The organism is Flaviaestuariibacter amylovorans (assembly GCF_039541815.1).
In the GTDB taxonomy this organism is placed as follows: domain Bacteria; phylum Bacteroidota; class Bacteroidia; order Chitinophagales; family Chitinophagaceae; genus Flavisolibacter; species Flavisolibacter amylovorans.
In genome coordinates, this window is record NZ_BAABGY010000006.1 from 374,743 (window position 1) to 399,931 (window position 25,189).

Annotated in this window: 34 protein-coding genes; 27 read left to right on the plus strand and 7 right to left on the minus strand. The window is 56.9% G+C overall.

Features of this window, described 5'->3' with window-relative positions:
• Positions 1–381 precede the first annotated feature (381 nt).
• Positions 382–1,041, plus strand: a complete 660-nt coding sequence (locus ABD937_RS07850; RefSeq protein WP_345254860.1) for a DUF4412 domain-containing protein — start codon at positions 382–384, stop codon at positions 1,039–1,041.
• Positions 1,042–1,461: 420 nt separating this feature from the next.
• On the opposite strand, the gene ABD937_RS07855 is transcribed toward ABD937_RS07850, so the two are convergent.
• A complete protein-coding gene (locus tag ABD937_RS07855; RefSeq protein WP_345254861.1) occupies positions 1,462–1,830 on the minus strand; it encodes a hypothetical protein in 369 nt (122 codons plus the stop codon).
• A 157-nt stretch (positions 1,831–1,987) separates the two neighbouring features.
• Here ABD937_RS07855 and ABD937_RS07860 point away from each other — a divergent pair, with 157 nt between their 5' ends.
• The 3 genes from ABD937_RS07860 (at position 1,988) to ABD937_RS07870 (ending at position 5,246) form a co-directional block, all read left to right on the plus strand.
• Positions 1,988–3,433, plus strand: coding sequence for a tetratricopeptide repeat protein (locus ABD937_RS07860; RefSeq protein ID WP_345254863.1), 1,446 nt, complete (start codon positions 1,988–1,990; stop codon positions 3,431–3,433).
• A gap of 311 nt (positions 3,434–3,744) precedes the next feature.
• The gene (locus ABD937_RS07865; protein WP_345254865.1) at positions 3,745–4,515 is read left to right on the plus strand and encodes a phosphosulfolactate synthase; all 771 of its coding nucleotides are present in this window, start codon (positions 3,745–3,747) and stop codon (positions 4,513–4,515) included.
• Positions 4,515–5,246, plus strand: a complete 732-nt coding sequence (locus tag ABD937_RS07870; RefSeq protein WP_345254867.1) for a shikimate dehydrogenase family protein — start codon at positions 4,515–4,517, stop codon at positions 5,244–5,246. Before ABD937_RS07865 ends, ABD937_RS07870 begins: the two co-directional genes overlap by 1 nt.
• Before the next feature lie 162 nt (positions 5,247–5,408).
• Here ABD937_RS07870 and ABD937_RS07875 read toward each other — a convergent pair whose 3' ends face one another.
• Genes ABD937_RS07875 through ABD937_RS07895 form a run of 5 tightly spaced genes read right to left on the minus strand, consistent with a single transcriptional unit; the run spans position 5,409 to position 8,329 of the window.
• Entirely contained in the window at positions 5,409–5,834 is a 426-nt protein-coding gene (locus ABD937_RS07875; RefSeq protein ID WP_345254869.1) for an acyl-CoA thioesterase, read from the minus strand.
• Positions 5,834–6,613 carry a hypothetical protein gene (locus tag ABD937_RS07880; protein WP_345254871.1) on the minus strand — a complete coding sequence of 260 codons (780 nt, stop codon included), beginning with the start codon at positions 6,611–6,613 and terminating at the stop codon, positions 5,834–5,836. The genes ABD937_RS07875 and ABD937_RS07880 overlap by 1 nt, the downstream gene beginning before the upstream one ends.
• On the minus strand, positions 6,610–7,185 hold the full coding sequence (locus ABD937_RS07885; protein ID WP_345254873.1) for an RNA polymerase sigma factor: 576 nt from the start codon (positions 7,183–7,185) through the stop codon (positions 6,610–6,612). The genes ABD937_RS07880 and ABD937_RS07885 overlap by 4 nt, the downstream gene beginning before the upstream one ends.
• The gene (rdgB, locus tag ABD937_RS07890) at positions 7,182–7,778 is read right to left on the minus strand and encodes an RdgB/HAM1 family non-canonical purine NTP pyrophosphatase (RefSeq protein WP_345254875.1); all 597 of its coding nucleotides are present in this window, start codon (positions 7,776–7,778) and stop codon (positions 7,182–7,184) included. Before rdgB ends, ABD937_RS07885 begins: the two co-directional genes overlap by 4 nt.
• A gap of 2 nt (positions 7,779–7,780) precedes the next feature.
• Complete coding sequence (locus tag ABD937_RS07895; protein WP_345254877.1) at positions 7,781–8,329, minus strand: hypothetical protein; 549 nt, start codon at positions 8,327–8,329, stop codon at positions 7,781–7,783.
• A gap of 175 nt (positions 8,330–8,504) precedes the next feature.
• On the opposite strand from ABD937_RS07895, the gene ABD937_RS07900 reads away from it, so the two are divergent.
• The 3 genes from ABD937_RS07900 to rpsG all read left to right on the plus strand — a co-directional run bounded on the left by ABD937_RS07900 (position 8,505) and on the right by rpsG (position 10,748).
• A complete protein-coding gene (locus ABD937_RS07900) occupies positions 8,505–9,599 on the plus strand; it encodes a branched-chain amino acid aminotransferase (protein ID WP_345254879.1) in 1,095 nt (364 codons plus the stop codon).
• A gap of 209 nt (positions 9,600–9,808) precedes the next feature.
• Positions 9,809–10,210: a 30S ribosomal protein S12 gene (gene rpsL / locus ABD937_RS07905; protein WP_131850560.1), complete on the plus strand. Its 402-nt coding sequence runs from the start codon at positions 9,809–9,811 to the stop codon at positions 10,208–10,210.
• Between the two features lie 70 nt (positions 10,211–10,280).
• Positions 10,281–10,748, plus strand: a complete 468-nt coding sequence (gene rpsG / locus ABD937_RS07910; RefSeq protein WP_345254883.1) for a 30S ribosomal protein S7 — start codon at positions 10,281–10,283, stop codon at positions 10,746–10,748.
• 158 nt (positions 10,749–10,906) lie between these two features.
• On the opposite strand, the gene ABD937_RS07915 is transcribed toward rpsG, so the two are convergent.
• Positions 10,907–11,833 carry a hypothetical protein gene (locus ABD937_RS07915; RefSeq protein ID WP_345254885.1) on the minus strand — a complete coding sequence of 309 codons (927 nt, stop codon included), beginning with the start codon at positions 11,831–11,833 and terminating at the stop codon, positions 10,907–10,909.
• A gap of 316 nt (positions 11,834–12,149) precedes the next feature.
• On the opposite strand from ABD937_RS07915, the gene fusA reads away from it, so the two are divergent.
• From fusA to rplR, 20 genes are all read left to right on the plus strand, one after another.
• Entirely contained in the window at positions 12,150–14,300 is a 2,151-nt protein-coding gene (gene fusA / locus ABD937_RS07920) for an elongation factor G (protein ID WP_345254887.1), read from the plus strand.
• A gap of 473 nt (positions 14,301–14,773) precedes the next feature.
• On the plus strand, positions 14,774–15,559 hold the full coding sequence (locus ABD937_RS07925; protein WP_345254889.1) for a DUF4382 domain-containing protein: 786 nt from the start codon (positions 14,774–14,776) through the stop codon (positions 15,557–15,559).
• Between the two features lie 220 nt (positions 15,560–15,779).
• The gene (gene rpsJ / locus ABD937_RS07930) at positions 15,780–16,085 is read left to right on the plus strand and encodes a 30S ribosomal protein S10 (RefSeq protein WP_028787065.1); all 306 of its coding nucleotides are present in this window, start codon (positions 15,780–15,782) and stop codon (positions 16,083–16,085) included.
• Positions 16,086–16,480: 395 nt separating this feature from the next.
• Positions 16,481–17,098: a 50S ribosomal protein L3 gene (gene rplC, locus ABD937_RS07935; protein WP_345254890.1), complete on the plus strand. Its 618-nt coding sequence runs from the start codon at positions 16,481–16,483 to the stop codon at positions 17,096–17,098.
• Between the two features lie 2 nt (positions 17,099–17,100).
• Complete coding sequence (gene rplD, locus ABD937_RS07940) at positions 17,101–17,739, plus strand: 50S ribosomal protein L4 (RefSeq protein ID WP_345254891.1); 639 nt, start codon at positions 17,101–17,103, stop codon at positions 17,737–17,739.
• A gap of 70 nt (positions 17,740–17,809) precedes the next feature.
• Positions 17,810–18,112, plus strand: coding sequence for a 50S ribosomal protein L23 (rplW, locus tag ABD937_RS07945; RefSeq protein ID WP_345254892.1), 303 nt, complete (start codon positions 17,810–17,812; stop codon positions 18,110–18,112).
• A 55-nt stretch (positions 18,113–18,167) separates the two neighbouring features.
• Entirely contained in the window at positions 18,168–19,007 is an 840-nt protein-coding gene (gene rplB, locus ABD937_RS07950; protein ID WP_345254893.1) for a 50S ribosomal protein L2, read from the plus strand.
• A gap of 44 nt (positions 19,008–19,051) precedes the next feature.
• Positions 19,052–19,321 carry a 30S ribosomal protein S19 gene (rpsS, locus tag ABD937_RS07955; RefSeq protein WP_345254895.1) on the plus strand — a complete coding sequence of 90 codons (270 nt, stop codon included), beginning with the start codon at positions 19,052–19,054 and terminating at the stop codon, positions 19,319–19,321.
• Between the two features lie 29 nt (positions 19,322–19,350).
• On the plus strand, positions 19,351–19,692 hold the full coding sequence (rplV, locus tag ABD937_RS07960) for a 50S ribosomal protein L22 (RefSeq protein ID WP_345254898.1): 342 nt from the start codon (positions 19,351–19,353) through the stop codon (positions 19,690–19,692).
• A 25-nt stretch (positions 19,693–19,717) separates the two neighbouring features.
• Positions 19,718–20,512, plus strand: a complete 795-nt coding sequence (gene rpsC, locus ABD937_RS07965; protein WP_345254899.1) for a 30S ribosomal protein S3 — start codon at positions 19,718–19,720, stop codon at positions 20,510–20,512.
• Positions 20,513–20,642: 130 nt separating this feature from the next.
• A complete protein-coding gene (rplP, locus tag ABD937_RS07970; protein WP_345254901.1) occupies positions 20,643–21,065 on the plus strand; it encodes a 50S ribosomal protein L16 in 423 nt (140 codons plus the stop codon).
• 67 nt (positions 21,066–21,132) lie between these two features.
• Positions 21,133–21,342, plus strand: a complete 210-nt coding sequence (gene rpmC, locus ABD937_RS07975) for a 50S ribosomal protein L29 (protein WP_345254903.1) — start codon at positions 21,133–21,135, stop codon at positions 21,340–21,342.
• 70 nt (positions 21,343–21,412) lie between these two features.
• Complete coding sequence (rpsQ, locus tag ABD937_RS07980; protein WP_345254905.1) at positions 21,413–21,706, plus strand: 30S ribosomal protein S17; 294 nt, start codon at positions 21,413–21,415, stop codon at positions 21,704–21,706.
• 116 nt (positions 21,707–21,822) lie between these two features.
• Positions 21,823–22,191 (plus strand): 50S ribosomal protein L14, encoded by a 369-nt coding sequence (rplN, locus tag ABD937_RS07985; protein WP_345254906.1) that lies wholly within the window; start codon positions 21,823–21,825, stop codon positions 22,189–22,191.
• Between the two features lie 87 nt (positions 22,192–22,278).
• Complete coding sequence (gene rplX / locus ABD937_RS07990) at positions 22,279–22,611, plus strand: 50S ribosomal protein L24 (protein WP_345254908.1); 333 nt, start codon at positions 22,279–22,281, stop codon at positions 22,609–22,611.
• Positions 22,611–23,177, plus strand: a complete 567-nt coding sequence (rplE, locus tag ABD937_RS07995) for a 50S ribosomal protein L5 (protein ID WP_345254910.1) — start codon at positions 22,611–22,613, stop codon at positions 23,175–23,177. Before rplX ends, rplE begins: the two co-directional genes overlap by 1 nt.
• A gap of 94 nt (positions 23,178–23,271) precedes the next feature.
• Complete coding sequence (gene rpsN / locus ABD937_RS08000) at positions 23,272–23,541, plus strand: 30S ribosomal protein S14 (protein ID WP_345254911.1); 270 nt, start codon at positions 23,272–23,274, stop codon at positions 23,539–23,541.
• A gap of 192 nt (positions 23,542–23,733) precedes the next feature.
• Positions 23,734–24,132, plus strand: a complete 399-nt coding sequence (gene rpsH / locus ABD937_RS08005; RefSeq protein WP_345254912.1) for a 30S ribosomal protein S8 — start codon at positions 23,734–23,736, stop codon at positions 24,130–24,132.
• An 88-nt stretch (positions 24,133–24,220) separates the two neighbouring features.
• Positions 24,221–24,775, plus strand: a complete 555-nt coding sequence (rplF, locus tag ABD937_RS08010; protein WP_345254913.1) for a 50S ribosomal protein L6 — start codon at positions 24,221–24,223, stop codon at positions 24,773–24,775.
• Between the two features lie 51 nt (positions 24,776–24,826).
• Positions 24,827–25,186 carry a 50S ribosomal protein L18 gene (gene rplR / locus ABD937_RS08015; RefSeq protein ID WP_345254914.1) on the plus strand — a complete coding sequence of 120 codons (360 nt, stop codon included), beginning with the start codon at positions 24,827–24,829 and terminating at the stop codon, positions 25,184–25,186.
• Positions 25,187–25,189 lie beyond the last annotated feature (3 nt).

The following is a 25,189-nucleotide window of genomic DNA, read 5'->3' on the forward strand; positions in this document are numbered from 1 at the left end:
CCTGTCCCCCCAAGGGGGCACTTAGGCCGGATATACTTTTCACGTTGCACTTTTCTCAAAGCAGTTAGTTTCAAAAGCCCCGACGGAACCGTCGGGGCTTTTGATTTTCAGGTGTTCGGGGAGGATAAAGAACTTTATCAACGTACGAACATGTGACGAAGGCCTGGGCCGATTTGCTTCCAATTCCGGCAATCGGGTAATGTCCTAATCCAACTCCTTCAGCTTTGAGACGGACGGCTACTGGAGGAACTGTCACCGCCTAAGTGCCCCCTTGGGGGAACAGGGCTTTTTATTAACATTTGCCCTTTGTACCTGTTACCACTGGCCGGTGAAGCAACTAAATGGCTACTTTAGACCGTCTATATCCCAGAACCCATAGAAATGAAAACAGGTCTACTTTTTATAACGGCAGCGCTGCTCTCGGTTTCGGCCGGGGCGCAGAAAAAGCTTACCGAAGCCACGATCACGTATGACATCGTGATCAACACGGGCACGGAGCGACCGCGCGCCGCCGACTTCCTCGACGGGGCCACGTCCACCGTGTACCTGAAGGGCAACAAGAGCCGCACGGAGATGGTCTCTTCCCTCGGCACCGAGGCCACCATCATCGATGATGGGGCCAAGGCGGTGTTCAACGTAAAGGAATACGGACCGCAGAAGTATATCATCCGCATGACGCCCGCTAACTGGAAAGACGCGAACCGCCGTTACGAGGACGTTAAGTTCTCGTTCACAAGCGAATCGAAGACGATCCAGGGGTACAAGTGCACGAAGGCGGTAGGCAAGCTGGCCGACGGATCCACCTTCGTGGTGTGGTATACGCCCGACCTCGTGCCCGAAAGCACCGATTTCCAGTATGTAAACCGCAACCTCCCGGGGCTTGCCATGGAGTATGAATCCAATGTAGGCTCGCTGAAGGTGACCTATACGGTTTCGAAGATCAACATGAACCCAGTGCCCGCTGCCAAGTTTGACCTGCCCAAGGCCGGCTTCCGTGTGCTGTCGTACGAGGAAAGCAAAGGCCCGAAAGGAGGTAGGTAGGGAATAGCGAATATTGAAGAAGGAATTTTGAATATCGAACTACAGAGACCCCGCCTTGGCGGGGCCTTTTTTATTTAGGGGCGGTGGGATGACGACGGGCTAACAAAGAGAAGGAACGCAGATTTCATGGATTTGATACGATTTACACCGATGATTTCTTGCACTGCCTACACTCCGCGTTTGCCAGTCTGCAGCAAATAAGATCTTTTTGGGTACGATAGAGGATGCTGCAGAGACGCGACCTTTGCTGATAGACCCCAAAACCCCCTTTGCGAAAACCTTAGCCTCTTCTTTTCTTAGCGCTAAGAATCCCTTCTTTTCCTTGATCGCCTTTGTTTCGTTGTTTTCTGTTCTGCGGTTGCCCTCAGTAAAAAACAAAGCCCCGCGGGAGCGGGGCTGTATAAGGATTGATTTTGGTTCTTAGAATTTCTGGGGAGCCGGGTTGATCTTCACCTTGTCGAGGAAGCCCTTGCTCTTGAGCGGAAGGATATACGTCGTATTGCCCTTTTGGTAAGTTACCGTGGTGCTCATCAGGTCGAAGGGAACCGGTGCGGAAGGCTCCAGGATGCGGTCGGCCTTATAGGCATAACCGGAGCGGAGCGAGAAACCCGGGCGAAGGGCCGCGCTGGGGCGAACACTCAGCAGTTTGTGATAGGAAGCACCGCCGCGCTGGGTCGGGCGGGTTGCGCTCCGGCCATCACCCAACGTAGCAAAAGCCGCTACCGACAGGGCGATGAACCCTGCAGTCATGAGCTTTTTCCGGATGATATGTGCGTTGAAGGAGCGCATTTGTTTATATAACTACAAAGATACAAATTTATTTTAACATTATAAAAAGATTTTTTGCACGACTGTGTCTATTTTCCGGTGCAAAAGGCTGAGCTGTAAGGGCCGAAAACTTGGTCCCTTTTCTGCATAGCTGTATCTTGTACCTGATACCTATTGAATGAATACGGACCCGCTAGAGAACGATAAAGAGACCCTGAGAGAGCTGCTGCGGCATTACGACAACCTGCGTGCCGGCCGCGACGCCACTTTCCTGGAAGAGGATGCCTTCGAAAAGATCATCGACTACTTCGACGACCTGGAGGATTTTCCCAAGGCCCTCGAGGCCGCGGAGCTTTCCATCGAATATTTCCCGTTTTCCGCTTCTCTGCTCCTGCGCAAGGCCGACGTGCTGCTTTCGACCCGGAAGTACTACGAGGCGCTCGACGTACTGGAGAAGGTGGAGCTGCTCGATGCCACCGATATCAACCTCTATATCCTCAAGACCGACGCCTACCTCGCCCTCGACCGGCAGGACCGCGCCGTGGAGATCCTCGAGCAGGCCATCGACCAGTTTGAAGGCGAAGAGAAGATCGAGCTGCTCTTCGAGCTCGCCGACGTCTATGACGACTACGAGGAATTCGAAAAGGTATTCGACTGCCTGCAGCTGATCCTGCAGGAAGACCCGACCTCGGAGGAAGCGCTCTACAAGATCTGCTTCTGGGCCGACTTTACCGGCCGCTACGAGGAGAGCATCCGCCTGCACCTCTCGATCATCGACGAGCACCCCTACAGCGAGCTCGCCTGGTTCAACCTCGCCGCCGCTTACCAGGGCCTCAAGCTTTATGAAAAAGCCATTGACGCCTACCAGTACGCGCTCGTGATCGACGAGAAATTCGACTTCGCCTACCGCAATATCGGCGATGCCTACATCCGCCTCCGCAAGTACAAGGAGGCCATTGAGGCGCTCGAGAAGGTGCTCGAGCTCGCCAAGCCCGAAGACGTCATCTACGAGGCCATCGGCCATTGCTACGACCGCCTGAAGAACTACGCCCAGGCCCGCTTCCACTATCGCAAGGCCGTGCACCTCAATGCCGAGGATGCCCGCCTGCATTATAAGATCGCCTGCACCTACTTCAACGAGCAGCAGTGGGCACCCGCGGCAAAACAGCTGGAGACGGCCCTGCGCCTTAACCGGCAGCAAACCGAGTACAACCTGCTGATGGGCGAATGCCAGCTGCAGCTCGGCGCCTTCAAGGAAGCGATCCACTACTTCTCGACGGTGGTGGGCAACAAGCCGCGCAACAAATCGGGCTGGGAAGCCCTGATACGCACGCTGTACCAGGCCGAGTTCTACGAGGAAGCGCAGGTGCAGGCCCATGCCGCCCTCCAGCATACGGAAGGGAAGCCACTGTTCCTGTATTACCTCGCCGCGGTGCAGATCGCGCTCGGCCGCACCAAGGAAGGCCTGCTGACGCTCGAAGGAGCCGTACAGGCGGCGCCGCGGCTCCTCAACAAGTTCGTGGCGCTGTGCCCCGAGCTGCTCCAGAACCAGCCCGTAGTGGAGGTCATCGCCCGGAACAAGCGGGCACGGAAGAAGAGCGGCGACAAGGATCGTGAGGCGTGATGCGTGAATCGGGAATCGGCAATCGGCAATCGGCAATCCGGAGTGAGAAGGTATGATCCGGTGGTTCACCCTCGTCATTTACCGGTTATCGGAAAATTGGTGAAGAAAGCCGTGGAATGTCCTACGGCTTTTTCTTTTCCGGTTGTTATGATACGGCTGTATGCTCGGATGACTGGCCCTGAGTGCAACGCATTGCCGATTCCCGATTCCCGAATCTGGCCATCCCATAATGCCGGCCATTTTTGCTACCCCGCTTCCGCACAGTTCCGTAATTTTGCGCCCAATTAAGCCATCTCCCAAACTGCTCCACCATGAATTTCAACCTCTCCCAGATACCCGAACGCATCGCTAAGCCCCGTACATCCGGCCTCACCATGGTGATGGATAAAGGCCTGAGCGTAGAAGAAGCAAAGAACTTCCTGTCCGTTTCCGGCCCCCACGTCGACATCGTGAAGCTGGGCTTCGGCACCTCTTTCGTTACCCCCAACCTCGAGGATAAGCTGAAAGTATACGCTGAAGCCGGCATGCCGATCTATTTTGGCGGTACGCTTTTCGAGGCCTTCCTGATCCGCAACCAGTTCGACGATTATATCCACGTTTGTAAGAACTACGGCATCACGCACGTAGAAGTCAGCGACGGCTCCATCGAGATCCCCCATGCCGAGAAATGCGGCTACGTGGAGAAGCTTACCAAGCACTTTACCGTACTCAGCGAGGTGGGCTCCAAGGATGCGGCCCACATCATCCCTCCCTATAAGTGGATCGAGCTGATGCGCGCCGAGCTCAACGCAGGCTCCACCTACGTCATTGCCGAGGCACGCGAGGCCGGCAACGTGGGTATCTACCGCGGCTCGGGCGAGGTGCGCGAAGGCCTTGTGCAGGAGATCCTGACGCAGATCCCCGGCGAGAAGATCCTGTGGGAAGCTCCCCAGAAGGCCCAGCAGCTATACTTCATCGAGCTGCTTGGCTGCAACGTCAACCTCGGAAACATCGCTCCCAACGAAGTGCTGCCCCTCGAGGCGATGCGCATCGGCCTGCGCGGCGATACCTTCCACCTGTTCCTGACCAAAGAGAAGGCCTGATGCGCCGCTTTGGCCTGCTCGGCCAAACCCTGAAGCATTCCTTCTCGCAAGCCTTCTTCACGGAGAAATTCCGGCGCGAGGGCCGCACGGACCATCAGTACGAGAACTTCGAGCTCGACACGGTCCGTGCGTTCCCTGCGTTGCTGGAGCGCTACCCCGACCTCGCCGGGCTCAACGTAACGATTCCCTACAAACGCGACATTCTCGCCTACCTGCAGGAGCTCGACGAGCCGGTACTGGCCATGGGCGCCTGCAACTGCATTCGCATCCGGGATGGAAAGCTGGAGGGATTCAATACCGACCACCTGGGGTTCGCGCGCTCCCTGCAGCCGCTATTGGGGCCGCAGCACACGCGGGCACTCGTGCTCGGCACCGGAGGGGCTGCACAGGCCGTACTTTATGCACTCGGCAAGCTCGGTATCGGCGTCTCCATCGTTTCGCGCAGCGGCGATGCGGATTTTACCTACGCTACGCTTACTACCGGCGACGTGCAGGCCCACCCGCTGATCATCAATACCACCCCGCTAGGCACCTGGCCCCAGGTCGACGACCTTCCCTCCATTCCCTACGAAGGCATCGGCCCGCAACACCTGCTCTACGACCTCGTTTACAACCCCGAAGTGACCGCCTTTCTCAGGAACGGACAGGAGCGCGGTGCCGTCATCAAGAACGGCCACGAGATGCTGGTGCTTCAGGCGGAAGCGTCCTGGGAGCTCTGGAACCGGGAATAAGGTTTTGGAGGTTTTAGAGGTTTTGGGGTTGGTGGATATGAAAAGCCAAAGTTCTTCCAGGGTCGATTTACCCGATACGGTAACTCCTTGATGGAGCTCCGATCAGGAAAAAAGGTTCCACCGTAGACGACCCCTTTACCATTAGACAAATAGACCAATAAACTATCCCCCCAGCGCGGCTTTGGCGGCATCGGGTACGCTCGTGACCTTGCGTGCGTCGTAGTCGAAGCAGATCATGCCGGTCTTGGCCAGGGCCACTACCGTTTTTCCCCCGTCTTTCGTGACCCGGTAGTAGAGCTCGAAGCCGACGCGGCCCCATTCAGCAGCGCCTATTTCAAAGCAGAGCACATCTCCGTAAAACGCCTCGCTCTTGTATTCGATGGCGGCATCGCTCATGATGAGCGCAGCGCCGAAGAAGGAAAGCTCCGTGGCCCCCAGCGTTGCGAGGTATTGCACCCGCGCCTCGTGCACGAGGCCCAGCAGGGCATGGTTGCCCAGGTGGTTGCCGTAATTCAGGTCGGTGATGCGGACAGGAATGTTGGTCGAAAACGGGAGGGTCTCCGGCAGGGTGAGCTTGATGCGGGCCATCAGCGGGCGGTGGTTTTGGCTTCCAGTTCCATGATGCGGTCGATGAGGCCACCAAAATCGGTGTTGATAGCCGAGGGCTGGGCAGCCAGCTTCTCCTGCAGTACCCCGATGCTGACTTGGCAAAGGCTCCAGCTGAAGCCGGTGCTGTGCTCGGCACAGTCGAACACGGGCGACACCTTTTTGGAAAGGCGCACCTTGTGGCCGTTCTGCTGGGTGCGTACAAGGTAGCGGTCGGCGCCGGCAATAGAGGCGGACAGCGTACCGGTGCGGGTGCGGGAGCGGTCGGGCTTCGGCCCGTCGGTATCATTGGCTCGGGCAGGGGAGGCGGGGTCGGGATTCAGATCGTCCGGAGCAGGAGTAGCGGCGATGGCCGTCTGCGCTGCGCCCGTATCCACGCCGGGTTCGCCGGAAGTTTGACCGGGGACGGTAACAGCGCCGGGCGCGGGATCATCCTGCCGGGCTACGGGGTTGCTGCCCGGGCGGTTGAACAGGACCAGCGTGGTGATGAGGGCGGCGCCGAACAGGGCGGCAGCGGCCGCGTAGGGAACGAAGTTGCGGCGGCGGCGGGGGAGCACCGGTGCTTCATCGGCCGTACTTACCGCCGGAGCATCCAGTTCCGATTCGATGCGGTCCCAGAGCGCGGGTGGCGGGGGCGCAGCGAACTCCTGCAGGCGCCCGGCCAGCGGGGCTGCATCCAAAGATTCTTCCACGCGGTCCCACGCGGTGGCGGGCGGCGGCGCTTCAAAATGCTTCAGTCGTTCAATCCATTGCTCACTCATGATCCGGGTTGCCTTTTTTTATGTTCCAGATGCGTATATACCAGCTCCTGCAGGATGGCTTTAGCCCGCGAGAGCTGCGATTTGCTGGTGCCTTCGGAGATGCCGAGCAGCTCCGAGATCTGCTTGTGGGTGTAGCCTTCCACCACGTACATGTTGAACACCGTGCGGTAGCCCGGCGACAACTGCTGCACGAGGCCGATGATATCCTTCTCGGCGAGCGCGTCCAGCACCGAAAAGGAATTACCAGCTACGGTCTGCTCCTCTTTCTCGGTGATGGGCTGCAGGTAGGTCTTCCGCCGGAAGTGCTCGATGGCCGTGTTGACGATGATGCGCCGGATCCAGCCTTCGAAGGAGCCCTCCCTGCGGAAGGAGCCGATCTTGTTGAAGACCTTGACGAACCCTTCCTGCAGGATGTCCTCCGCTTCCTCGGCGGCTGCCGCATAGCGCAGGCAAACACCGTACATCTTGGCCGAAAAGCGCTCATAGAGCTCCTTCTGCATCCGGCGCTCGCCGCGGATACACCCGTCTATTAAGTCGCTTTCCGAGATCATTTGGTTGCTTGCGGGGTTCACCAATGCGGGTTTTCGTGGGTTTGTTTCAAAAATGCGACCAGCTTATCCACAGCCTTGCGGCGGTGGCTGAACCGGCCCTTCTCGGTGAAGCTCATTTCGGCGAAGCTGCGCCCGTCGCCCCCGTCAGGGATAAATACCGGGTCGTAGCCGAAGCCACCGCTGCCGCTGGGTGCGGTAGTGATCGTTCCGGGGCAGATGCCTTCGAAATAATGCACCGAGCCCCGTAAACATAAGCAAATAATGGTTCGGAAGCGGGCGCTGCGGTCCGGCTTGCCCGCCAGCGCCCGGAGCAGCTTGTCCATATTGGCGGTGGGAGCGCGGTCTTCGCCGGCATAGCGGGCACTGTGCACACCTGGAGCGCCGTTCAGTGCGGCCACTTCAAGGCCGGTGTCCTCGCTGAAGCAGTCGCCGCCCGTGCGGGCTGCGATCACCTGAGCCTTCTCGAGCGCGTTGGCTTCCAGCGTATCGTGCGGCTCAGGGATATCCTGGTCGATGCCGGCCTCGCGGAGCGAGCGGATCCCGAAGCCCGGGGGAAGCACCGCCCGTAGCTCATCGACCTTATGCGCATTGTTGGTGGCAAAGATGAGTTCCATGATCAGCCGAGCCAGGTTTTAAAGGAGGTCCAGAAGTTTTTCTTGACGGCCTCTTCGGCATTGGCCAATACCGACAGGGGCGGCGCGCAGAGGTAGGTGCGCCCCGACAGCTGCTGCACCTGGTAGTGCGGGAACAACACCGGCAACCCGAAGACGTCGGGTCCGAGTCCGAAGAGGAGCACCTGCCGGCTGGGCAGCGCTCCGAGCAGCGCGGGGCCATCGGGCGCCGGCAGCTGCGCCCAGTTTACGATGGCGATGTCGGCGAGGCCGATACCCGCCCGGCCCATGATTTTCGTTAAAACTTCAAGGTCGCCGTCGGCGATGAAGCGGGCTTCCGGGTCGTTGTTGACCATCAGGATCCCCTTGCCGTGCTGGCCCAGGAAGGGGGGAGGGCCAGGGAGGGGGGCTAGGGGGGAGGCAGCCACAGGCGCGGGCTCCGCGGCGGGAGGGGGCAGGGGGTGGCCCGGCGACGGGGTCCCCAGCTCTACGAGCGAGCTGCTGTAGAGTCCGGCCAGGTGCTGCGGGGTAAGGCGGATATCGTTAAGGTTCATTAGATTTCGGGAAGAAGGGCGGCGGGTGCCCTTATTTTTCGTTTCTTTGCTGCGCTAAATTAAGCCTTCTGCGGGTGCGGCCCACAAATGCAAGCGTAGCAGGTTTTTCTTTGATGAGCACCTTTTCTCGCAACCCTTTTCTTTAAACGACAACGATATGCTTGCAACCTCTTCTATGGACATTACAATCAGCAAAGCCGGGCAGAGTAAGCTGCGCGACCTGAACCTCGACAACATTCCCTTCGGTAAGTATTTCTCCGACCACATGCTGGAGGCGGATTACGAGAACGGCGAGTGGAAAAACGTGGAGATCAAGCCCTACCAGCCGCTGCTGCTGAGCCCCTCCATCGCCGCCCTGCACTATGGCCAGGCCATCTTCGAAGGCATCAAGGCCTACAAGGACGCCGAGGGCAACCCCTTCATCTTCCGCCCGCAGGACAACTTCCGCCGCTTCAACGTATCCGCCGAGCGGATGCAGATGCCGTCGGTACCCGAGGAGATCTTCATGGAAGGCATGAAGCAGCTCATTGCCCTCGATGCCAACTGGATCCCCAATAAGGAAGACCACTCGCTCTATATCCGTCCGTTCATGTTCTCCTCGGACGAGCTGATCGGCGTTCGTCCTTCCGAAACCTATAAGTTCATGATCCTCCTGAGCCCCACAGGCCCGTACTACAACGCCCCGATGCGGATCTACGTAGAGGAGCAGTATGTGCGCGCAGTGCCCGGCGGCGTCGGCTACGCGAAGGCGGCCGGCAACTACGGCGCTTCGATGTACGCCACGGCCGAAGCCAAGAAAAAAGGCTACGACCAGGTGCTGTGGACCGATGCCTTCGAGCATAAGTACGTGCAGGAGATCGGCACCATGAACGTGATCTTCATCATCGGCGACAAGGCAGTGACCCCGGACCTCGGTGCGGGCACCATCCTCGCCGGCGTCACGCGCGACAGCGCCCTGACGCTGCTCGAGGAAGCGGGCTTCACCGTGGAGCAGCGCGCCATCTCGATCGACGAGCTCATTGACGCCTATAAGGCCGGTCACCTCTTCGAGGTATTCGGAACCGGTACGGCCGCGACTATTTCCTACATCAAGGAACTGCGCTACAAGGACTTCGTGATGACCTTCAACGTGGACGAGTGGCGTACGGCCCCCACCATCAAGAAGTGGCTCACCGATATCCGCGAAGGCCGCCGCGAAGACAAGTACGGCTGGATGACGCCCGTGCCGGTGGAAGCGGTGCCGCAGAAAAAGCAGAAAGCACGTAAATAAGCTATCCTGAAAGACCGCCGCCCGGCGGTCTTTCTTTTACAAGAACAGGGGAGGGCGAGCCGGGGAAAAGTCAACAAAAGCCGAATTTTTCAGGGCTTTTTCATCTTTTCGGCCGGTGGCGTTAAAAAATCTGAGATCCTAAATCTGAGATCTGAAATTTATCCCTACCTTTGCCGTCCCAAAATTGGGGTTATAAATCGAAGTTCGTAATGCCTACTATTCAACAACTCGTTCGTAAAGGAAGAGAAATCATCCGCGCCAAGAGCAAATCCCGTGCTCTCGACAGCTGCCCGCAGCGTCGCGGCGTTTGCACCCGTGTATATACCACCACGCCTAAGAAGCCGAACTCTGCGCTCCGTAAGGTAGCCAAGGTTCGTCTCACCAACAAGGTGGAAGTAATCGCCTACATCCCCGGCGAAGGCCACAACCTCCAGGAGCACTCCATCGTGCTGATCCGCGGCGGTCGTGTGAAGGACCTTCCGGGTGTACGTTACCACATCGTTCGTGGCTCCCTCGATACCGCCGGCGTAAAAGACCGTAAGAAGTCGCGCTCCAAGTACGGTACCAAGAAAGACAAAGGCGGCGCCAAGGCTCCTGCCAAGAAGAAATAATTAAGCCTCTAAAACCGATCAAGAAGCTCAGCAAAACGCCTGAGAACCTGTTGGTCGAAAAAAGAATACTATGCGTAAAGCACAAGCCAAAAAACTCCCGTTAGCCCCGGATCCCCGCTACAACGACAAGCTGGTGACCCGTTTCGTGAACAACATCATGTGGGAAGGTAAGAAGAGCGTAGCCTTCGAGATCTTCTACACCGCCATTGAGAAAGTGGCCAAGATGACCGGCGAAGACGGTTACGAGATCTGGAAGAAAGCCCTCCAGAACGTAACGCCCGCCGTGGAAGTACGCAGCCGCCGTATCGGTGGTGCTACCTTCCAGATCCCTTCCGAAGTGCGTCCCGACCGTAAGATCTCCCTCTCCATGAAGTGGCTCATCCGCTATAGCCGCGAGCGCAACGGTCGCTCGATGGCCGACAAGCTGGCCAACGAGATCGTAGCTGCCGCCAAGGGTGAAGGTGCCGCCTTCAAGAAGAAGGAAGATACGCACCGCATGGCTGAAGCCAACAAGGCTTTCGCTCACTTCAAAGTCTAAGGCATTCGATTTATACGAACAGAAGAAGCATCCTTTCCAGGGTGCTTCTTTCATTTGGGGCCGTTGACGCGACGATCGTTTTCCCCTGCCCGGGCATCTCCCAAAAGAAAGGCCCCGACTGCAACGTCGGGGCCTTTCTTTGAAGGTGCAGGAAACGCTTACATTTCCTCGTTGGTATCATCCATGCCGCCGCCTCCGATGGCGCCGCCCGTGGTACCGGTAGTGTCGCCACCCAGCACGTCGGAAGAGGAAACACCCGATTCGTCGGTGCCGGTGGGCAGCGAAGTGCCGCTTTCGAGGCTATCGGCGCTGCTGCCAGTTCCGAGGCCGTTGGTATTGGAGCTGCGGGTCTGTTCGGCGTTGTTGAAATGACCGCCCGTAGGGCCGCTGCCGGAAGTACCGCTTTGGGCACGCTGGTTGGTGCGGGAGCCGGCATTGCTGCGGGTGCCGCCACCGCCGCCTGCGCTGCGGGTGCTGCCACCACGCTTGGCCGTGGACGCAGCGCCGCCGCTGCGCGACGACGAGCTGCCACCGCTGCGGGAGGCACTGGCGCCGCTGCGGGCTGCCGCGGCCTTCTGGGGTGCACCTTTAGAAGCGGCCGCCTGTCCGCCCTTCCTGGCTGCGGCTTTTTTAGCAGGGGAGGATTTGGAAGCCGCGGCCTTCTTTGCCGGTGCGGCCTTCTTTGCGGGCGCTGCTTTCTTGGCGGCGCCTTTTTTTGCAGGAGCAGCCTTTTTAGCAGCAGCTTTTTTAGCCGGGGCTGCTTTCTTGGCCGGAGCGGCTTTCTTGGCAGCACCTTTTTTGGCCGGAGCAGCTTTTTTAGCGGTGCCTTTCTTGGCAGGGGCGGCTTTTTTCGCAGCGCCTTTTTTGGCGGGCGCTGCCTTTTTAGCGGCGGCCTTCTTGGGCGCGGCTTTCTTGGCAGTGGCGCGGCCGCCATTGGCTGCGGCTGCTTTTTTCGGCGCGGCCTTTTTGGCGGCGCCTTTGGAGGCACCCTTGGATGCGGCCTTCTTGGCTACGCCCTTCTTAGCGGGAGCGGCCTTCTTGGCGGCGGCCTTTTTGGGGGCGGCCTTCTTGGTTGCTTTTGCCATGTTTAACGGGGTTTTTTGTTTAATGGGTTAATAAGTGATTGCAAATTGCTGTTGAAAATTACAACTCGTAAATGATTTGCAAAAATTATGCACAGGGAAAAACAGATAAAAAAAGAGGGGTGCAAAGCGTATTTGCGGCCGTCCCGGATTAACAAACAATGTTTTTCCACATGTGCGCGTTGCCTCCTTTTTCATTACCTTTGCGTGCCCGAATCGAACCTTGCCGGAAACGGCCGGAAGCGAATCGGTCCGGACGCATGCTCAGCAAGGGTTTGCGGCCGCAAACCTGAAAACAACTTTTTTCAATTCAATAATCATGGCAGACTTAAGATTTCAACGCAACTTCGGTATTGCCGCGCACATCGATGCCGGTAAGACCACCACGACCGAGCGTATCCTGCGCTACACCGGTATGATCCACAAGATTGGTGAAGTGCACGACGGTGCCGCTACCACCGACTGGATGGAGCAGGAAAAAGAGCGCGGTATCACCATTACCTCGGCCGCAGTAAGCTGCCAGTGGAACTTCCCTACCGTAAAAGGTAAGCAAGACGCCAACACCAAAAAATACGCATTCAACATCATCGATACCCCCGGCCACGTGGATTTCACGGTGGAAGTGGAGCGCTCCATGCGCGTACTCGATGGCCTGATCGCCCTGTTCTCCGCAGTGGACGGCGTTGAGCCCCAGTCGGAAACCGTATGGCGCCAGGCAAACCGCTATAACGTACCCCGTATCGGCTTCGTTAACAAGATGGACCGCTCCGGTGCCGACTTCCTCATGGTGGTGAAGCAGGTGCGTGAAATGCTCGGTTCCAAAGCCGTTCCCCTGCAGCTCCCCATCGGTGCTGAAGACGACTTCAAGGGCGTTGTGGACCTCATCAAGATGAAAGGCATTATCTGGCACATGGAAACCGAGGGCATGACCTTCGATGAGATCGATGTGCCTGCTGATATGGTGGAAGAAGCCCAGGAGTGGCGTGCTGCCCTCGTTGAGGCCGTTGCCGAATACGACGACAAGCTGATGGAGAAGTTCTTCGACGATCCGAACTCGATCACCGAAGACGAAATGCACGAGGCCATCCGCAAGGCTACGATCGACCTGTCGATCGTGCCGATGATGTGCGGTTCCTCGTTTAAGAACAAGGGTGTGCAGACGGCCCTCGACGCCGTGTGCCGCTACCTGCCTTCTCCCGTGGACATCGAGGCTGTGAAAGGCACCGATCCCAACACCGGTGAGGAGCTCATCCGCCGCCCCGACGCCAAGGAGCCCTTCGCGGCCCTCGCGTTCAAGATCATGACCGATCCCTTCGTAGGCCGTCTCGCCTTCTTCCGGGTCTATTCGGGTAAGCTCGACGCCGGCTCCTACGTGCTCAACGTGCGCAGCGGCAAGAAAGAGCGTATCTCCCGTATCATGAAAATGTTCGCCAACAAGCAGAACCCGATCGACTTCATCGAAGCCGGTGATATCGGTGCCGCCGTTGGTTTCAAGGAGATCAAGACGGGCGATACCCTTTGCCACGAAGATCACCCCATCACTCTCGAGAACATGTTCATCCCCGAGCCGGTGATCGCCATCGCGATCGAGCCGAAGACACAGGCCGACGTGGACAAGATGGGTATGGCGATCTCCAAGCTGATCGAAGAAGACCCCACGCTCCGTGTAAATACGGACGAGGATACCGGCCAGACCATCTTGCGTGGCATGGGTGAGCTGCACCTCGAGATCATCGTTGACCGTATGCGTCGCGAGTTCAAGGTGGAAGTAAACCAGGGTGCTCCCCAGGTGGCTTACAAAGAGGCCTTCTCCAAGAACGTGGAGCACCGCGAGACGCTGAAGAAGCAGACCGGTGGTCGCGGTAAGTTCGCCGACATCATCTTCGAGATGGGACCTGCCGACGAGGAGTTCCTGAAAGAAAACCCTGACAAGAAGTACCAGTTCGTGAACGACCTGTTCGGTGGCTCGATCCCCCGCGAATTCGTTCCCTCGATCCAGAAGGGCTTCGAGAGCGCCATGGGCACCGGTGTACTTGCCGGCTACCCGCTCGACAACCTGAAGGTGCGTGTATACGACGGTTCCTTCCACGCGGTTGACTCCGACGCCATGTCCTTCGAACTCTGCGCCAAGCAGGGCTTCCGCGAGGCCGGCAAGAAGTGCAAGCCCGTGCTGCTCGAGCCGATCATGAAAGTTGAGGTGATCACCCCTGCCCAGTACATGGGTGACGTGACCGGTGACCTCAACCGCCGCCGCGGTATGATGGAAGGCATGGACAGCCGTGCCGGTGCCGAGGTGATCAAGGCCAAGGTGCCCCTGAGCGAAATGTTCGGCTACGTAACGCAGCTCCGCTCGCTGTCGTCTGGCCGCGCCTCTTCCACCATGGAGTTCTCGCACTATGCTCCCGCCCCGACCAACATCGCGGAGGAAGTGATCGCGAAGAACAAAGGCAAAATGAAAGTAGAAGATTAATTACCGCTTTTGCTTATAGTGAGTGAGCCCCTGTCCGAAAGGATGGGGGCTCTTTTTTAGTTTGAAGTTTGTGGTTAGCGCTAACCAGCCCACGCCTTCAGGCGTGGGTTTTCGAGATGTACCAGCCCATGGCTTTAGCCATGGGGCGCAAAAACAGGGAACAGGGAACACGGAATAAAAAATAAGGAACAGGGAACAAGGAACAAGGAAAAGAGAAACAGGTTAGACACGAATGAGCAGGGCTATCGTATTTCTACGAATACCACAGCACTAAACTGAAACACAGGGTTTGCCCGGTCCGTCTCAAATGCAGCGTTCAGCTAAAGATTGCGATCTTCACCGGGAAACGTCGCTGCGCCGGAAAGAACCCTGTAGAACAGGTAAGAGACAACCTGTTTTGCGTCCCTGTTTTTAGGAAGCCTTAACAGGTTGGCATCTTTCTTGCTCCCGGCGGAACAACGAACAACCGTAAGATGAAAAAACATTTCCTAAGCATCCTGACAATCGCCGGATTCGCTGGCCTGATCCTCGCCGCCTGTTCCAAGAAAGACATTCCCGGCACCCAAAGCAACAACGCCACCCTGCAGGTGTACCTCACCGACGATCCCGGCGACTACGATTCCGTGGTTGTTGACGTACGCGATGTCCGCATCAACTACTCCAGCGCAGATACCGGCTGGCAAAGCCTCGACTCCGTGGGCATCGCGCGCTACGACCTGCTCCGCCTCGCCAACGGCCGCGACACGCTGCTGGGAGAAACAGCGCTCCGGAGCGGCCGCATCCAGCAGATCCGCCTGCTCCTTGGCGACAACAACTACGTCGTTGTAGACGGGCAGCGTCACGCCCTGGAAACCCCCAGCGCGCAGCAATCCGGGCTCAAGCTCAACATCAACCAGGAGATCAACGACGGCATCGCCTATAAACTCCTCATGGACTTTGACGCCGGCCGTTCCATCCACCGCACCGGCAACGGGCGCTATATGCTCAAGCCGGTGATCCGCGCCACCCTGCAGTCGACAGGCGGCTCCCTTCGCGGCCTTGTGCTGCCCGACACCCTCCAGACGAAGGTATACGCCATCCAGGGGGTGGATACCGTAGCTGGCACGGTCACTACTGCCGGAGCCTGGCAGATCCGCGGGCTGAGCGCAGGCGCCTACAGCATTGCCTTCGTTCCGACCAACACGAACTACGCTCCCAAAACGGAAAATGTGACGGTGGTGGCGAACCGGGCCGATACCGTGCGCACGATCCAGTTCTAAACGTTTTTTTGAGGGCTCATTAGGTAAGGGCCGGGCTCCGGGAGGAGCCCGGCTTCTTTTTTTGCCGGGCTTTGGCGCCCGTTTGCCGCCCGCACTGGCGTTCTCGCCCCCGAAAAAGGCATTTTAGGCATTTATTGCAGAAAAAAGAAGGGAAACCCTTGGAAAGAATGGCCAGGTCCGTTACCTTTGCACTCCCATTCCAAAAATGGCTATTTGAAATATGTCCCAGCGTATCCGAATCAAATTACAGTCTTACGACCATAATCTGGTTGATAAGTCCGCCGAGAAAATCGTCAAGACCGTACGCAGCACCGGCGCTGTAGTAACAGGACCCATTCCCCTGCCTACACGCAAGAAGATCTTTACCGTACTGCGCTCGCCCCACGTGAACAAGAAGAGCCGCGAGCAGTTCCAACTGGCAACCCACAAGCGCCTGCTGGACATCTACACCTCCTCCTCCCGCACGGTGGACGCGCTGTCGAAGCTCGACCTGCCTTCCGGTGTGGAAGTAGAGATCAAGGCCTAACCCGCCTACGCCAAGGCTTTGGCGGGCAGACCCGCAAAAGCTGAGGATACAGGTACCGCTTCACAGGAAGCGGTATCGGTCTGAAAGGACCACACGATATTGAAATAAGAATCATCTCTCAACCTGCTTCGCTACGCATCACGCTGGCGAACCGGAGAAAAGAGCTCTGATCACGATACTGCGGATAGGAGGGCGGCCAGCTCCAAACTCAAATCTGCGCTTATATATAAAACAAGCCCTTCGAGGTTTGTTTGCCGACGGTACTTCTGAATCCCGCTACAGGGAACGTCCACAAGGGACGGATAAAGGAAAAGGTCGCCGGTGAACCAGGATTGAAGACCCGTGATACCATATGGGTCTGTCTTGTACAACCTTGGGGGGGTAAACCCTCAAACATGAAAGGTATCATTGGTAAAAAAATCGGGATGACCAGCATCTTCGATGCAAGCGGCAAGCAAACCGCCTGCACGATCATCGAGGCTGGTCCCTGCGTTGTAACGCAGGTTAAGACCGTCGACACCGACGGCTACAATGCACTTCAGATCGCATTCGGCGACAAGAAAGAAAAGCACTCCGTTAAAGCCGAGATCAATCACTTCTCGAAAGCCTCCACTTCCCCCAAGAAGGTCGTTAAGGAACTCCGCAACACCTCTCTTACGCAGGCACTCGGCGAATCCATCACAGTAGACATTTTTGAAGAAGGCGAAAAGGTTGAAGTCGTCGGCACCACCAAGGGCAAGGGCTTCCAGGGCGTTGTAAAGCGTCACGGGTTCTCCGGTGTGGGTGAAGCTTCCCACGGCCAGCACGACCGTCAGCGCGCTCCGGGTTCCATCGGTAACTCGTCGTACGCATCCCGCGTTATGAAGGGCATGCGCATGGCCGGCCGTATGGGCAACGACCGCGTGAAGGTCAAAGGCCTGAAGGTCGTGAAGATCTTCGCCGACAAAAACTACATCCTGGTCAGCGGCTCCGTTCCCGGCCATATTGGTTCAATCGTATTAATCCAGAAGTAATCATGGAACTGAAAGTATTAAACATACAAGGTCAGGAGACCGGCCGCACGGTCGAGCTGCCTGAGGAGATCTTCGGTATCGAGCCGAACAACCACGCGATCTATCTCGCCGTGAAGCAATTCCTCGCCGCCCAGCGCCAGGGTACGCACAAGGTGAAAACCCGTGCCGAAGTAAAGGGTGCCAGCCGCAAGCTGCACAAGCAGAAAGGTACCGGCGGTTCCCGTAAGGGCAACATCCGTAACCCGCTCTACAAGGGTGGTGGTACCATCTTCGGCCCCAAGCCCCACGGTTACGACATCAAGCTGAACCGCAAGGTGAAGGACCTCGCCAAGATGTCCGCTCTCACGCACAAGGCCCAGGCAGGCGCCATCTACGTTATCGAAGACATCAACCTCGATGTTCCCAAGACGAAGACCGTGCTCAACGCCCTCAACGCCCTTAAAGTAGGCGACAAGAAGCTGATGCTGATCACCCCGGAATACAACGACAACCTGTACATGAGCGTCCGCAACGTTCCTTCTGTACTCGGTACGCTGCTCTCCGACGTGAACACTTACGACATCATGAACTCCGAGGTGCTCGTGCTGACCGAAAGCGCCGCGCAGATGTTCGCCAGCTCCGAAGAAGAGGCAACCGCCTGATCCCTCGCTGCGCTCGGGATGACAAGCAGAGCGCCGACAACAAATTGATAAACGCAATAACACTTTTCAGATGAAACTTTCTGAAGTACTGATAAAGCCGATCCTCACCGAGAAAGCCAACGCCCAGCAGGAATCCCTGCGCCGCTTTGCTTTCAAAGTTGCCCGCAAGGCCAACAAGCTGGAGATCAAAAAGGCCGTTGAGGAATTCTACGGCGTGAACGTGATCGACGTGAACACGCAGGTGGTACCCGGCAAGAACAAGACCCGCTACACCAAGAAGGGTTTTATCTCCGGCGTGAAGCCCGCTTACAAGAAGGCACTGGTAACGGTAGCCGAAGGCGAGACCATCGACCTTTACACCGCATCGATCTAATCCATTTTCAAAACGAAGGGCTGCAACAGCCGCAAATGTTGATAAAGAATAAGTCATGGCAGTAAGAAAATTCAAACCGATCACCGCAGGCACACGCTGGCGCATCGGCAATGCTTATGCAGAAGTAACTACCAACGTTCCTGAGAAGTCGCTGGTAGAGTCCAAGAAGGGCACGGGTGGCCGTAACAGCCAGGGCCGTCGCTCGATGCGCTACATCGGTGGCGGTCACAAGCAGATGTACCGTCTTGTTGACTTCAAGCGCAACAAGCACAACATCCCCGGCAAGGTGGCTACGATCGAGTATGACCCGAACCGTACCTCCTTCATCGCCCTGCTGAACTATGCAGACGGCGAGAAGCGTTACATCATCGCTCCCCAGGGCCTGCAGGTAGGCGCCGAAGTGATCTCCGGCGACGCCGTTGCTCCCGAACTCGGTAACGCCCTCCAGCTGAAGAACATGCCCCTCGGTACCGTGGTGCACAACATCGAGCTCCAGCCGGGCCAGGGTGGCAAGATCGCCCGCTCCGCAGGTGCCTCCGCACAGCTGTCGAACAAGGAAGAGAAATATGCCGTTCTGAAGATGCCGAGCGGCGAACTCCGCAAGGTGCTGATCAACTGCTATGCAACGGTAGGTGTTGCTTCAAACAGCGACCACTCGCTCGAGTCGCTCGGTAAGGCCGGCCGCAGCCGCTGGAAGGGCATCAAGCCCCGTAACCGTGGCGTTGCGATGAACCCGGTGGATCACCCGATGGGTGGTGGCGAAGGCCGCGCCTCCGGTGGTCACCCCCGCAGCCGTACCGGCAAGATCGCCAAAGGCCTGAAGACCCGTACGAAGGGCAAGAGCAGCGACAAGCTGATCATCCAGCGTTCGAACGGTAAGAAGCTGGCCAAGTAAGCGAAGCAAAACCTCATTCAAAAACAGAAATCAGAATCTAGAATATGGCTCGTTCAATTAAAAAAGGTCCGTATGTAGCCCACCACGTTGAAGACAAAGTGGTTGCTATGAACGATGGCAAAAGCAAGAAAGGCGTGATCAAGACCTGGAGCCGCCGCTCGACCATCACCCCGGACTTCGTAGGTCACACCTTTGCCGTGCACAACGGCAACAAGTTCATCCCGGTTTATGTTACCGAATTCATGGTAGGACATAAGCTCGGCGAATTTGCTCCGACCCGCAACTTTAAAGGACACGCAAGCAAGAAGGGTTAATCGCTCCTTGCCGCTAAAAACTCAATACAATGGAAGCAGTAGCTAAACTGAGAAATTATCCCACGTCACCCCGCAAGATGCGCCTCATGGCCGATCTGATCCGCGGCATGCAGGTGGAGAAAGCACTCGCCGTGCTGGAGCACCATACGAAGCACACCGCAGTTCCCCTGCGCAAGCTCGTACTGAGCGCCATCTCCAACTGGAAGCAGAAGAACGAAGGTGGTGACGAGGGTGCGCTGGTTGTGAAGACCATCTTCGTGGATGGTGCCCGCACACTGAAGCGTATGCGTCCGGCTCCCCAGGGTCGTGGTTACAAGATCCGTAAGCGTTCGAACCACGTTACTGTCATCGTAGACGCGAAAAACAACTAATCAATAAACGTATCAATACAGAACAATGGGTCAAAAAGCAAATCCTATTGGTAACCGTTTAGGTATCATCCGTGGATGGGAATCCAACTGGTATGGTAACAAAAAAGACTTTGCCAATAAGCTGATCGAGGATAACAAGATCCGCACTTACCTCAACGCCCGCATCAACAAGGGTGGTGTGTCGAAGATCGTTATCGAGCGCACGCTCGGTAAGCTGATCGTGACCATCCACACGTCGAAGCCCGGCATCATCATCGGTAAAGGTGGTGGTGAGGTCGACCGCATCAAGGAAGAGCTGAAGAAGCTCACCGGCAAAGAGGACGTGCAGATCAACATCCTGGAGATCCGTCGCCCCGAGCTCGATGCGATGATCGTAGGCGATACCATCGCCCGCCAGATCGAGAACCGCATCAACTTCAAGCGCGCTACGAAGATGGCCATCGCTTCCACGCTCCGCATGGGCGCCGAAGGCATCAAGATCAAGCTGAGCGGCCGTCTGGCCGGCGCTGAGATCGCCCGTAACGAGACCTTCATGCAAGGCCGCACGCCGCTGCACACCTTCCGTATGGATATCGATTATGCCAACGTGTTTGCACAAACCGTGTACGGCAAGATCGGTATCAAAGTATGGATCTGCAAAGGCGAAATCCTGGTGAAGCGCGACCTGAACCCCAACGTAATCGGCGCCGAGCAGGCCAATGGCCCGCGCTCGACCGGTGGCTTCGACCGCGACCGTGATCGTGGCGGCCGTGGTGGCGACCGTGGTGGTCGTGGCGGTGGTGACCGTGGTGGCCGCAGCGGTGGCGGTGGCCGTCGCTAAGAGATCTCAGATGTGATGATGTCAGATTTCAGATTTTTCTGAATCTGAAATCCGAAATCTGAAATCTGAAATCGAATTGAAAACAATAACATAACGGGATCGGAGCGATCCGGTCAAAAACAGAAATAATATGTTACAGCCGAAAAGAACAAAACACCGGAAAGTGCAAAAAGGCCGCATGAAGGGTAACACCAAGCGTGGCGCCACGATTTCCTTTGGTTCTTACGCACTGAAGGCGCTGGAAGATCATTGGATCACCGCGCGCCAGATCGAAGCGGCCCGCCAGGCCCTCACCCGTCACATGAAGCGGGAAGGTAACGTGTGGATCCGCATTTTCCCCGACAAGCCGATCACCAACAAGCCTGCAGAGGTACGTATGGGTAAGGGTAAGGGTAACCTCGAGTACTGGGCAGCCGTGGTGCAGCCGGGCCGCATCATCTTCGAGATCGACGGTGTGACGGAAGAGGTAGCCAAGGGTGCACTCGACCTGGCCGCCGGCAAGCTGCCGATCGCGACCAAGTTCGTGAAGCGTCGCGACCTCATCACCGCCTAAGGGCCGTGCCAACATGGCGAAGGGAACGAAGCCATGGAGCATTTAATAACTGATTAAACTTTAGATCATGTCGAAGACATCCGATTTCACCAAGAGCATCCAGGGCCTCAACGCCCAGGACCTGTCCGCCCGCATCGCGGAGGACGAGATGCGCTTACGCAAGATGGAGTTCGCCCATGCTATGTCTCCCCTGGAGAACCCCATGAGCATCCGCAACCTGCGCCGCGATATCGCCCGCCTGAAAACCGAATTACAGAAGAAACAACTTAGTGCATAATTAGCAGCGGGCCTGGGCTAAGAGCGTTGAACGCTCAAGGCTCGCAGCTCACCGCTCAAAGCTTATAACAATGGCTGAAACAGTAAATACCACAGCAGCAGCTGCCGAAGAAGCAAGAAACCTGCGCAAAACCCGTATCGGTGTGGTTACGTCCAACAAAATGACGAAGACCATCACCGTCGCTGTTGAGCGTAAAGTAAAGCACCCCATCTACGGCAAGTTCGTGAAGAAGACGACCAAGTTCCACGCACACGACGAGAAGAACGAAGCTTCTATCGGCGACGTAGTGCGCATCATGGAAACGCGTCCGCTGAGCAAGACGAAGCGCTGGAGACTCGTGGAGATCGTAGAGAAAGTGAAGTAAACTAAGCGTCGTGGGTCGTTGCTTTCCGAAAGGGGAGGAGCGGCAGCCGGCACTACATTAACAATAATGTTTTTAAACGACCCCACCTCCGGGGAGGGGTCAAAAGCTTAAAGAAAATGATCCAGCAAGAATCCCGTCTCATGGTAGCGGACAACAGCGGCGCCAAAGAGGTGCTTTGCATCCGCGTACTGGGTAACAGCGGTCAGCGTTATGCCCGTGTAGGCGACAAGATCGTGGTGACCGTGAAGGACGCCATCCCGGCCGGCGGTATCAAGAAAGGTACTGTTGCCAAAGCCGTTATCGTGCGCACCAAGAACAAGCTCCGCCGCAAGGACGGTTCCTATATCCGCTTCGACGACAACGCCGTTGTGATCCTCAACGCCTCCGATGAGCCCCGCGGTACCCGCATCTTCGGGCCCGTTGCCCGCGAGCTCCGCGACAAAGGCTACATGAAGATCATCTCCCTGGCTCCCGAGGTGCTCTAAGCCCCGGAAGCCGGTGTGATCCGGAACGAAATAAAATGTATTCCTGGCAGTATCAGGAAAGTATAAACATCCCAAAGAGGAACAACAATGAAAACAAGATTTAAACCCAAGTACAATATCCGGAAGGGCGACCAGGTGGTCGTGATCGCCGGCGACGACAAGGACCTGACGAAGCCCCGCCTCGTGAAAGAGGTGCTGGTAGAGGCAGGTAAAGTGATCGTTGAAGGTGTGAACATCATCACCAAGCACACGAAGCCCTCCGCACAGAATACGCAGGGTGGCATCGTGAAGACCGAAGCCCCGATCCAGATCAGCAACGTAATGCTGTGGGACGGCAAGCAGGGCTCCAAGGTGAAGCGCCAGAAGAACAACGGTAAATCAGTTCGAATCTCTAAAAAATCAGGGGAGGAAATCAAGTAATGGCAACGACAACAGCAACCCCCAGACTGAAGACGAAGTATAAGGACGAAGTAGTGAACGCGCTCATGAAGCGTTTCGGCTACTCCTCCAACATGCAGGTGCCCCGCCTCGAGAAGATCTCGATCAACCGTGGTGTGAACGGTGCCGTCAACGACAAGAAGCTCGTGGACATCGCCGTGGAAGAACTGACCACCATCGCCGGTCAGAAAGCCGTGGCTACCTTCTCCAAGAAGGACATCTCGAACTTCAAGCTCCGTAAGCACATGCCCATCGGCGCCCGCGTAACGCTGCGTGGCGACAAGATGTACGAATTCCTCGACCGTCTCATCTCCGTATCGCTTCCCCGCGTGCGCGATTTCAAAGGTGTGAACGAGAAGAGCTTCGACGGCCGCGGCAACTACACCATGGGTGTACTCGAGCAGATCATCTTCCCGGAAATCGACATCGACAAGGTGAACAAGATCACGGGTATGGACATCACCTTCGTGACCACTGCCAACACCGACGAAGAAGCGTACGAGCTCCTGAAAGAGCTGGGCATGCCCTTCAAGAATATCAAGAAGTAATGTGCTGATGGGGTAATGTGCTAATGGGATAATGCTTTTAGCACACTGCTCCGTCGAACGAGAAACTACAAACTAAAAATTACAAACTCATAACATGGCTAAAGAATCCGTAAAGGCAAGACAGCGTAAGCGCGAAGTGCTGGTACAGAAGTTTGCTGAGAAGCGCGCTGCCCTCAAGGCTGCCGGCGACTACGCTGCCCTGGACCAACTTCCCCGCAACGCTTCGCCCGTGCGTCTGCGCAACCGCTGCCAGCTCACCGGCCGTCCGCGTGCGTACAGCCGCTACTTCGGCATCTCCCGTATCGCCCTGCGCGATATGGCGCTGAACGGCATGATCCCCGGTCTGAAGAAGGCCAGCTGGTAAGAACGGATCTCAGATCTCTGATGTGGAGATCCCAGATCTTTAACGAGATCTGAGATCATCACCTCTGGCATCCTCAGATCTTTTCGCTACCTTTGCGTCCCTTTTCGCAAGGAGAGGGGTGTGTACTTAACAACATTTAACACTCAAATTATCCAATTATCCCGCTCCGGCGGGGTGTAGGAGGGCCTTAATATGGTAACAGATCCTATCGCAGATTTCCTGACCCGCATCCGTAACGCTCAGATGGCCGGTCACCGTATCGTTGAGATCCCGGCTTCGAACCTGAAGAAGCGCATGACGGAGATCCTGTACAACCAGGGTTATATCCTGAAGTACAAGTTTGAAGACGACAACAAGCAGGGCCTGATCAAGATCGCCCTGAAGTACGACGCAGCCACGAAGACCCCGGCCATCCAGAGCCTGGAGCGCGTGAGCCGTCCGGGTCTGCGCCACTACGCGAAGCCTGCCGACTTCCGTCGCGTGAAGAACGGCCTCGGCATCGCCATCATCTCCACCTCCAAGGGTGTGATGACCGACAAGGAAGCCAAGTCGCAGAACGTAGGCGGCGAGGTACTTTGCTATATCTATTAATCGAATCCCACCGGTACATTAAGCCGAAGCTATACTAGGCTGACCGGCCGGTGGAACGGAAGCATAAACACATTTAAACGTATAAATCATGTCACGTATAGGTAAAGCCCCGATCACGATTCCTGCCGGTGTTACCGTCACCGTAGGCAACGACAACGTTGTTAAAGTGAAGGGCCCGAAGGGTGAGCTGACCCAGCCCATCGACCGCGATATCACTGTGAACGTCGCCGATGGCACCATCACCATCACCCGCCCCACCGACCAGATCCGCCACCGTGCCCTGCACGGCCTCAGCCGCGCCCTGGTTGCCAACCTCGTACGAGGTGTAACCGAAGGTTACGTCAAGAAGCTGGAGCTCGTAGGTGTAGGTTTCAAGGCTGCCAACACCGGCAACCTGCTCGACCTCTCCCTTGGCTACTCGCACAACATCCTCCTCGAGATCCCCCAGGAGCTCAAGGTCGCCACGGCCCAGGAAAAAGGCCAGAACCCCCTCATCACCCTCGAAGGTATCGACCGCCAGCTGCTGGGCCAGGTTGCCGCCAAGATCCGCTCGCTCCGCAAGCCTGAGCCGTACAAAGGCAAAGGTGTTCGCTACCAGGGCGAAGTGGTACGTAAGAAGGCTGGTAAGGCTGCTGGTAAATAATCTTCAATAACACGAGGCTTTGGCAGTATCAAGGCCCCAAACTCAAATAAAATGAGAACAGCTCAGAAATTAACGCGCAGACAAAACATCCGCTACCGCATCCGCCGCAAGGTGGCCGGTACGGCGCAGAAGCCCCGCCTGTCTGTATTCCGTAGCAATTCCGATATCTACGTGCAGCTCATCGACGACACCAACGGCGTAACCCTTGCTTCCGCTTCTTCCCGCGAGAAGGACATCGCTGCCCAGAGCGGCACGAAGTCCGAGAAGAGCAAGCTCGTTGGCCAGTCCATCGCCCGCAAGGCGAAGGAGCTCGGTCTCGAGGCCGTGGTCTTCGATCGTGGTGGCAACCTGTATCATGGCCGCGTTAAGGCAGTTGCCGAAGGCGCCCGCGAAGGAGGCCTCCAATTCTAATTC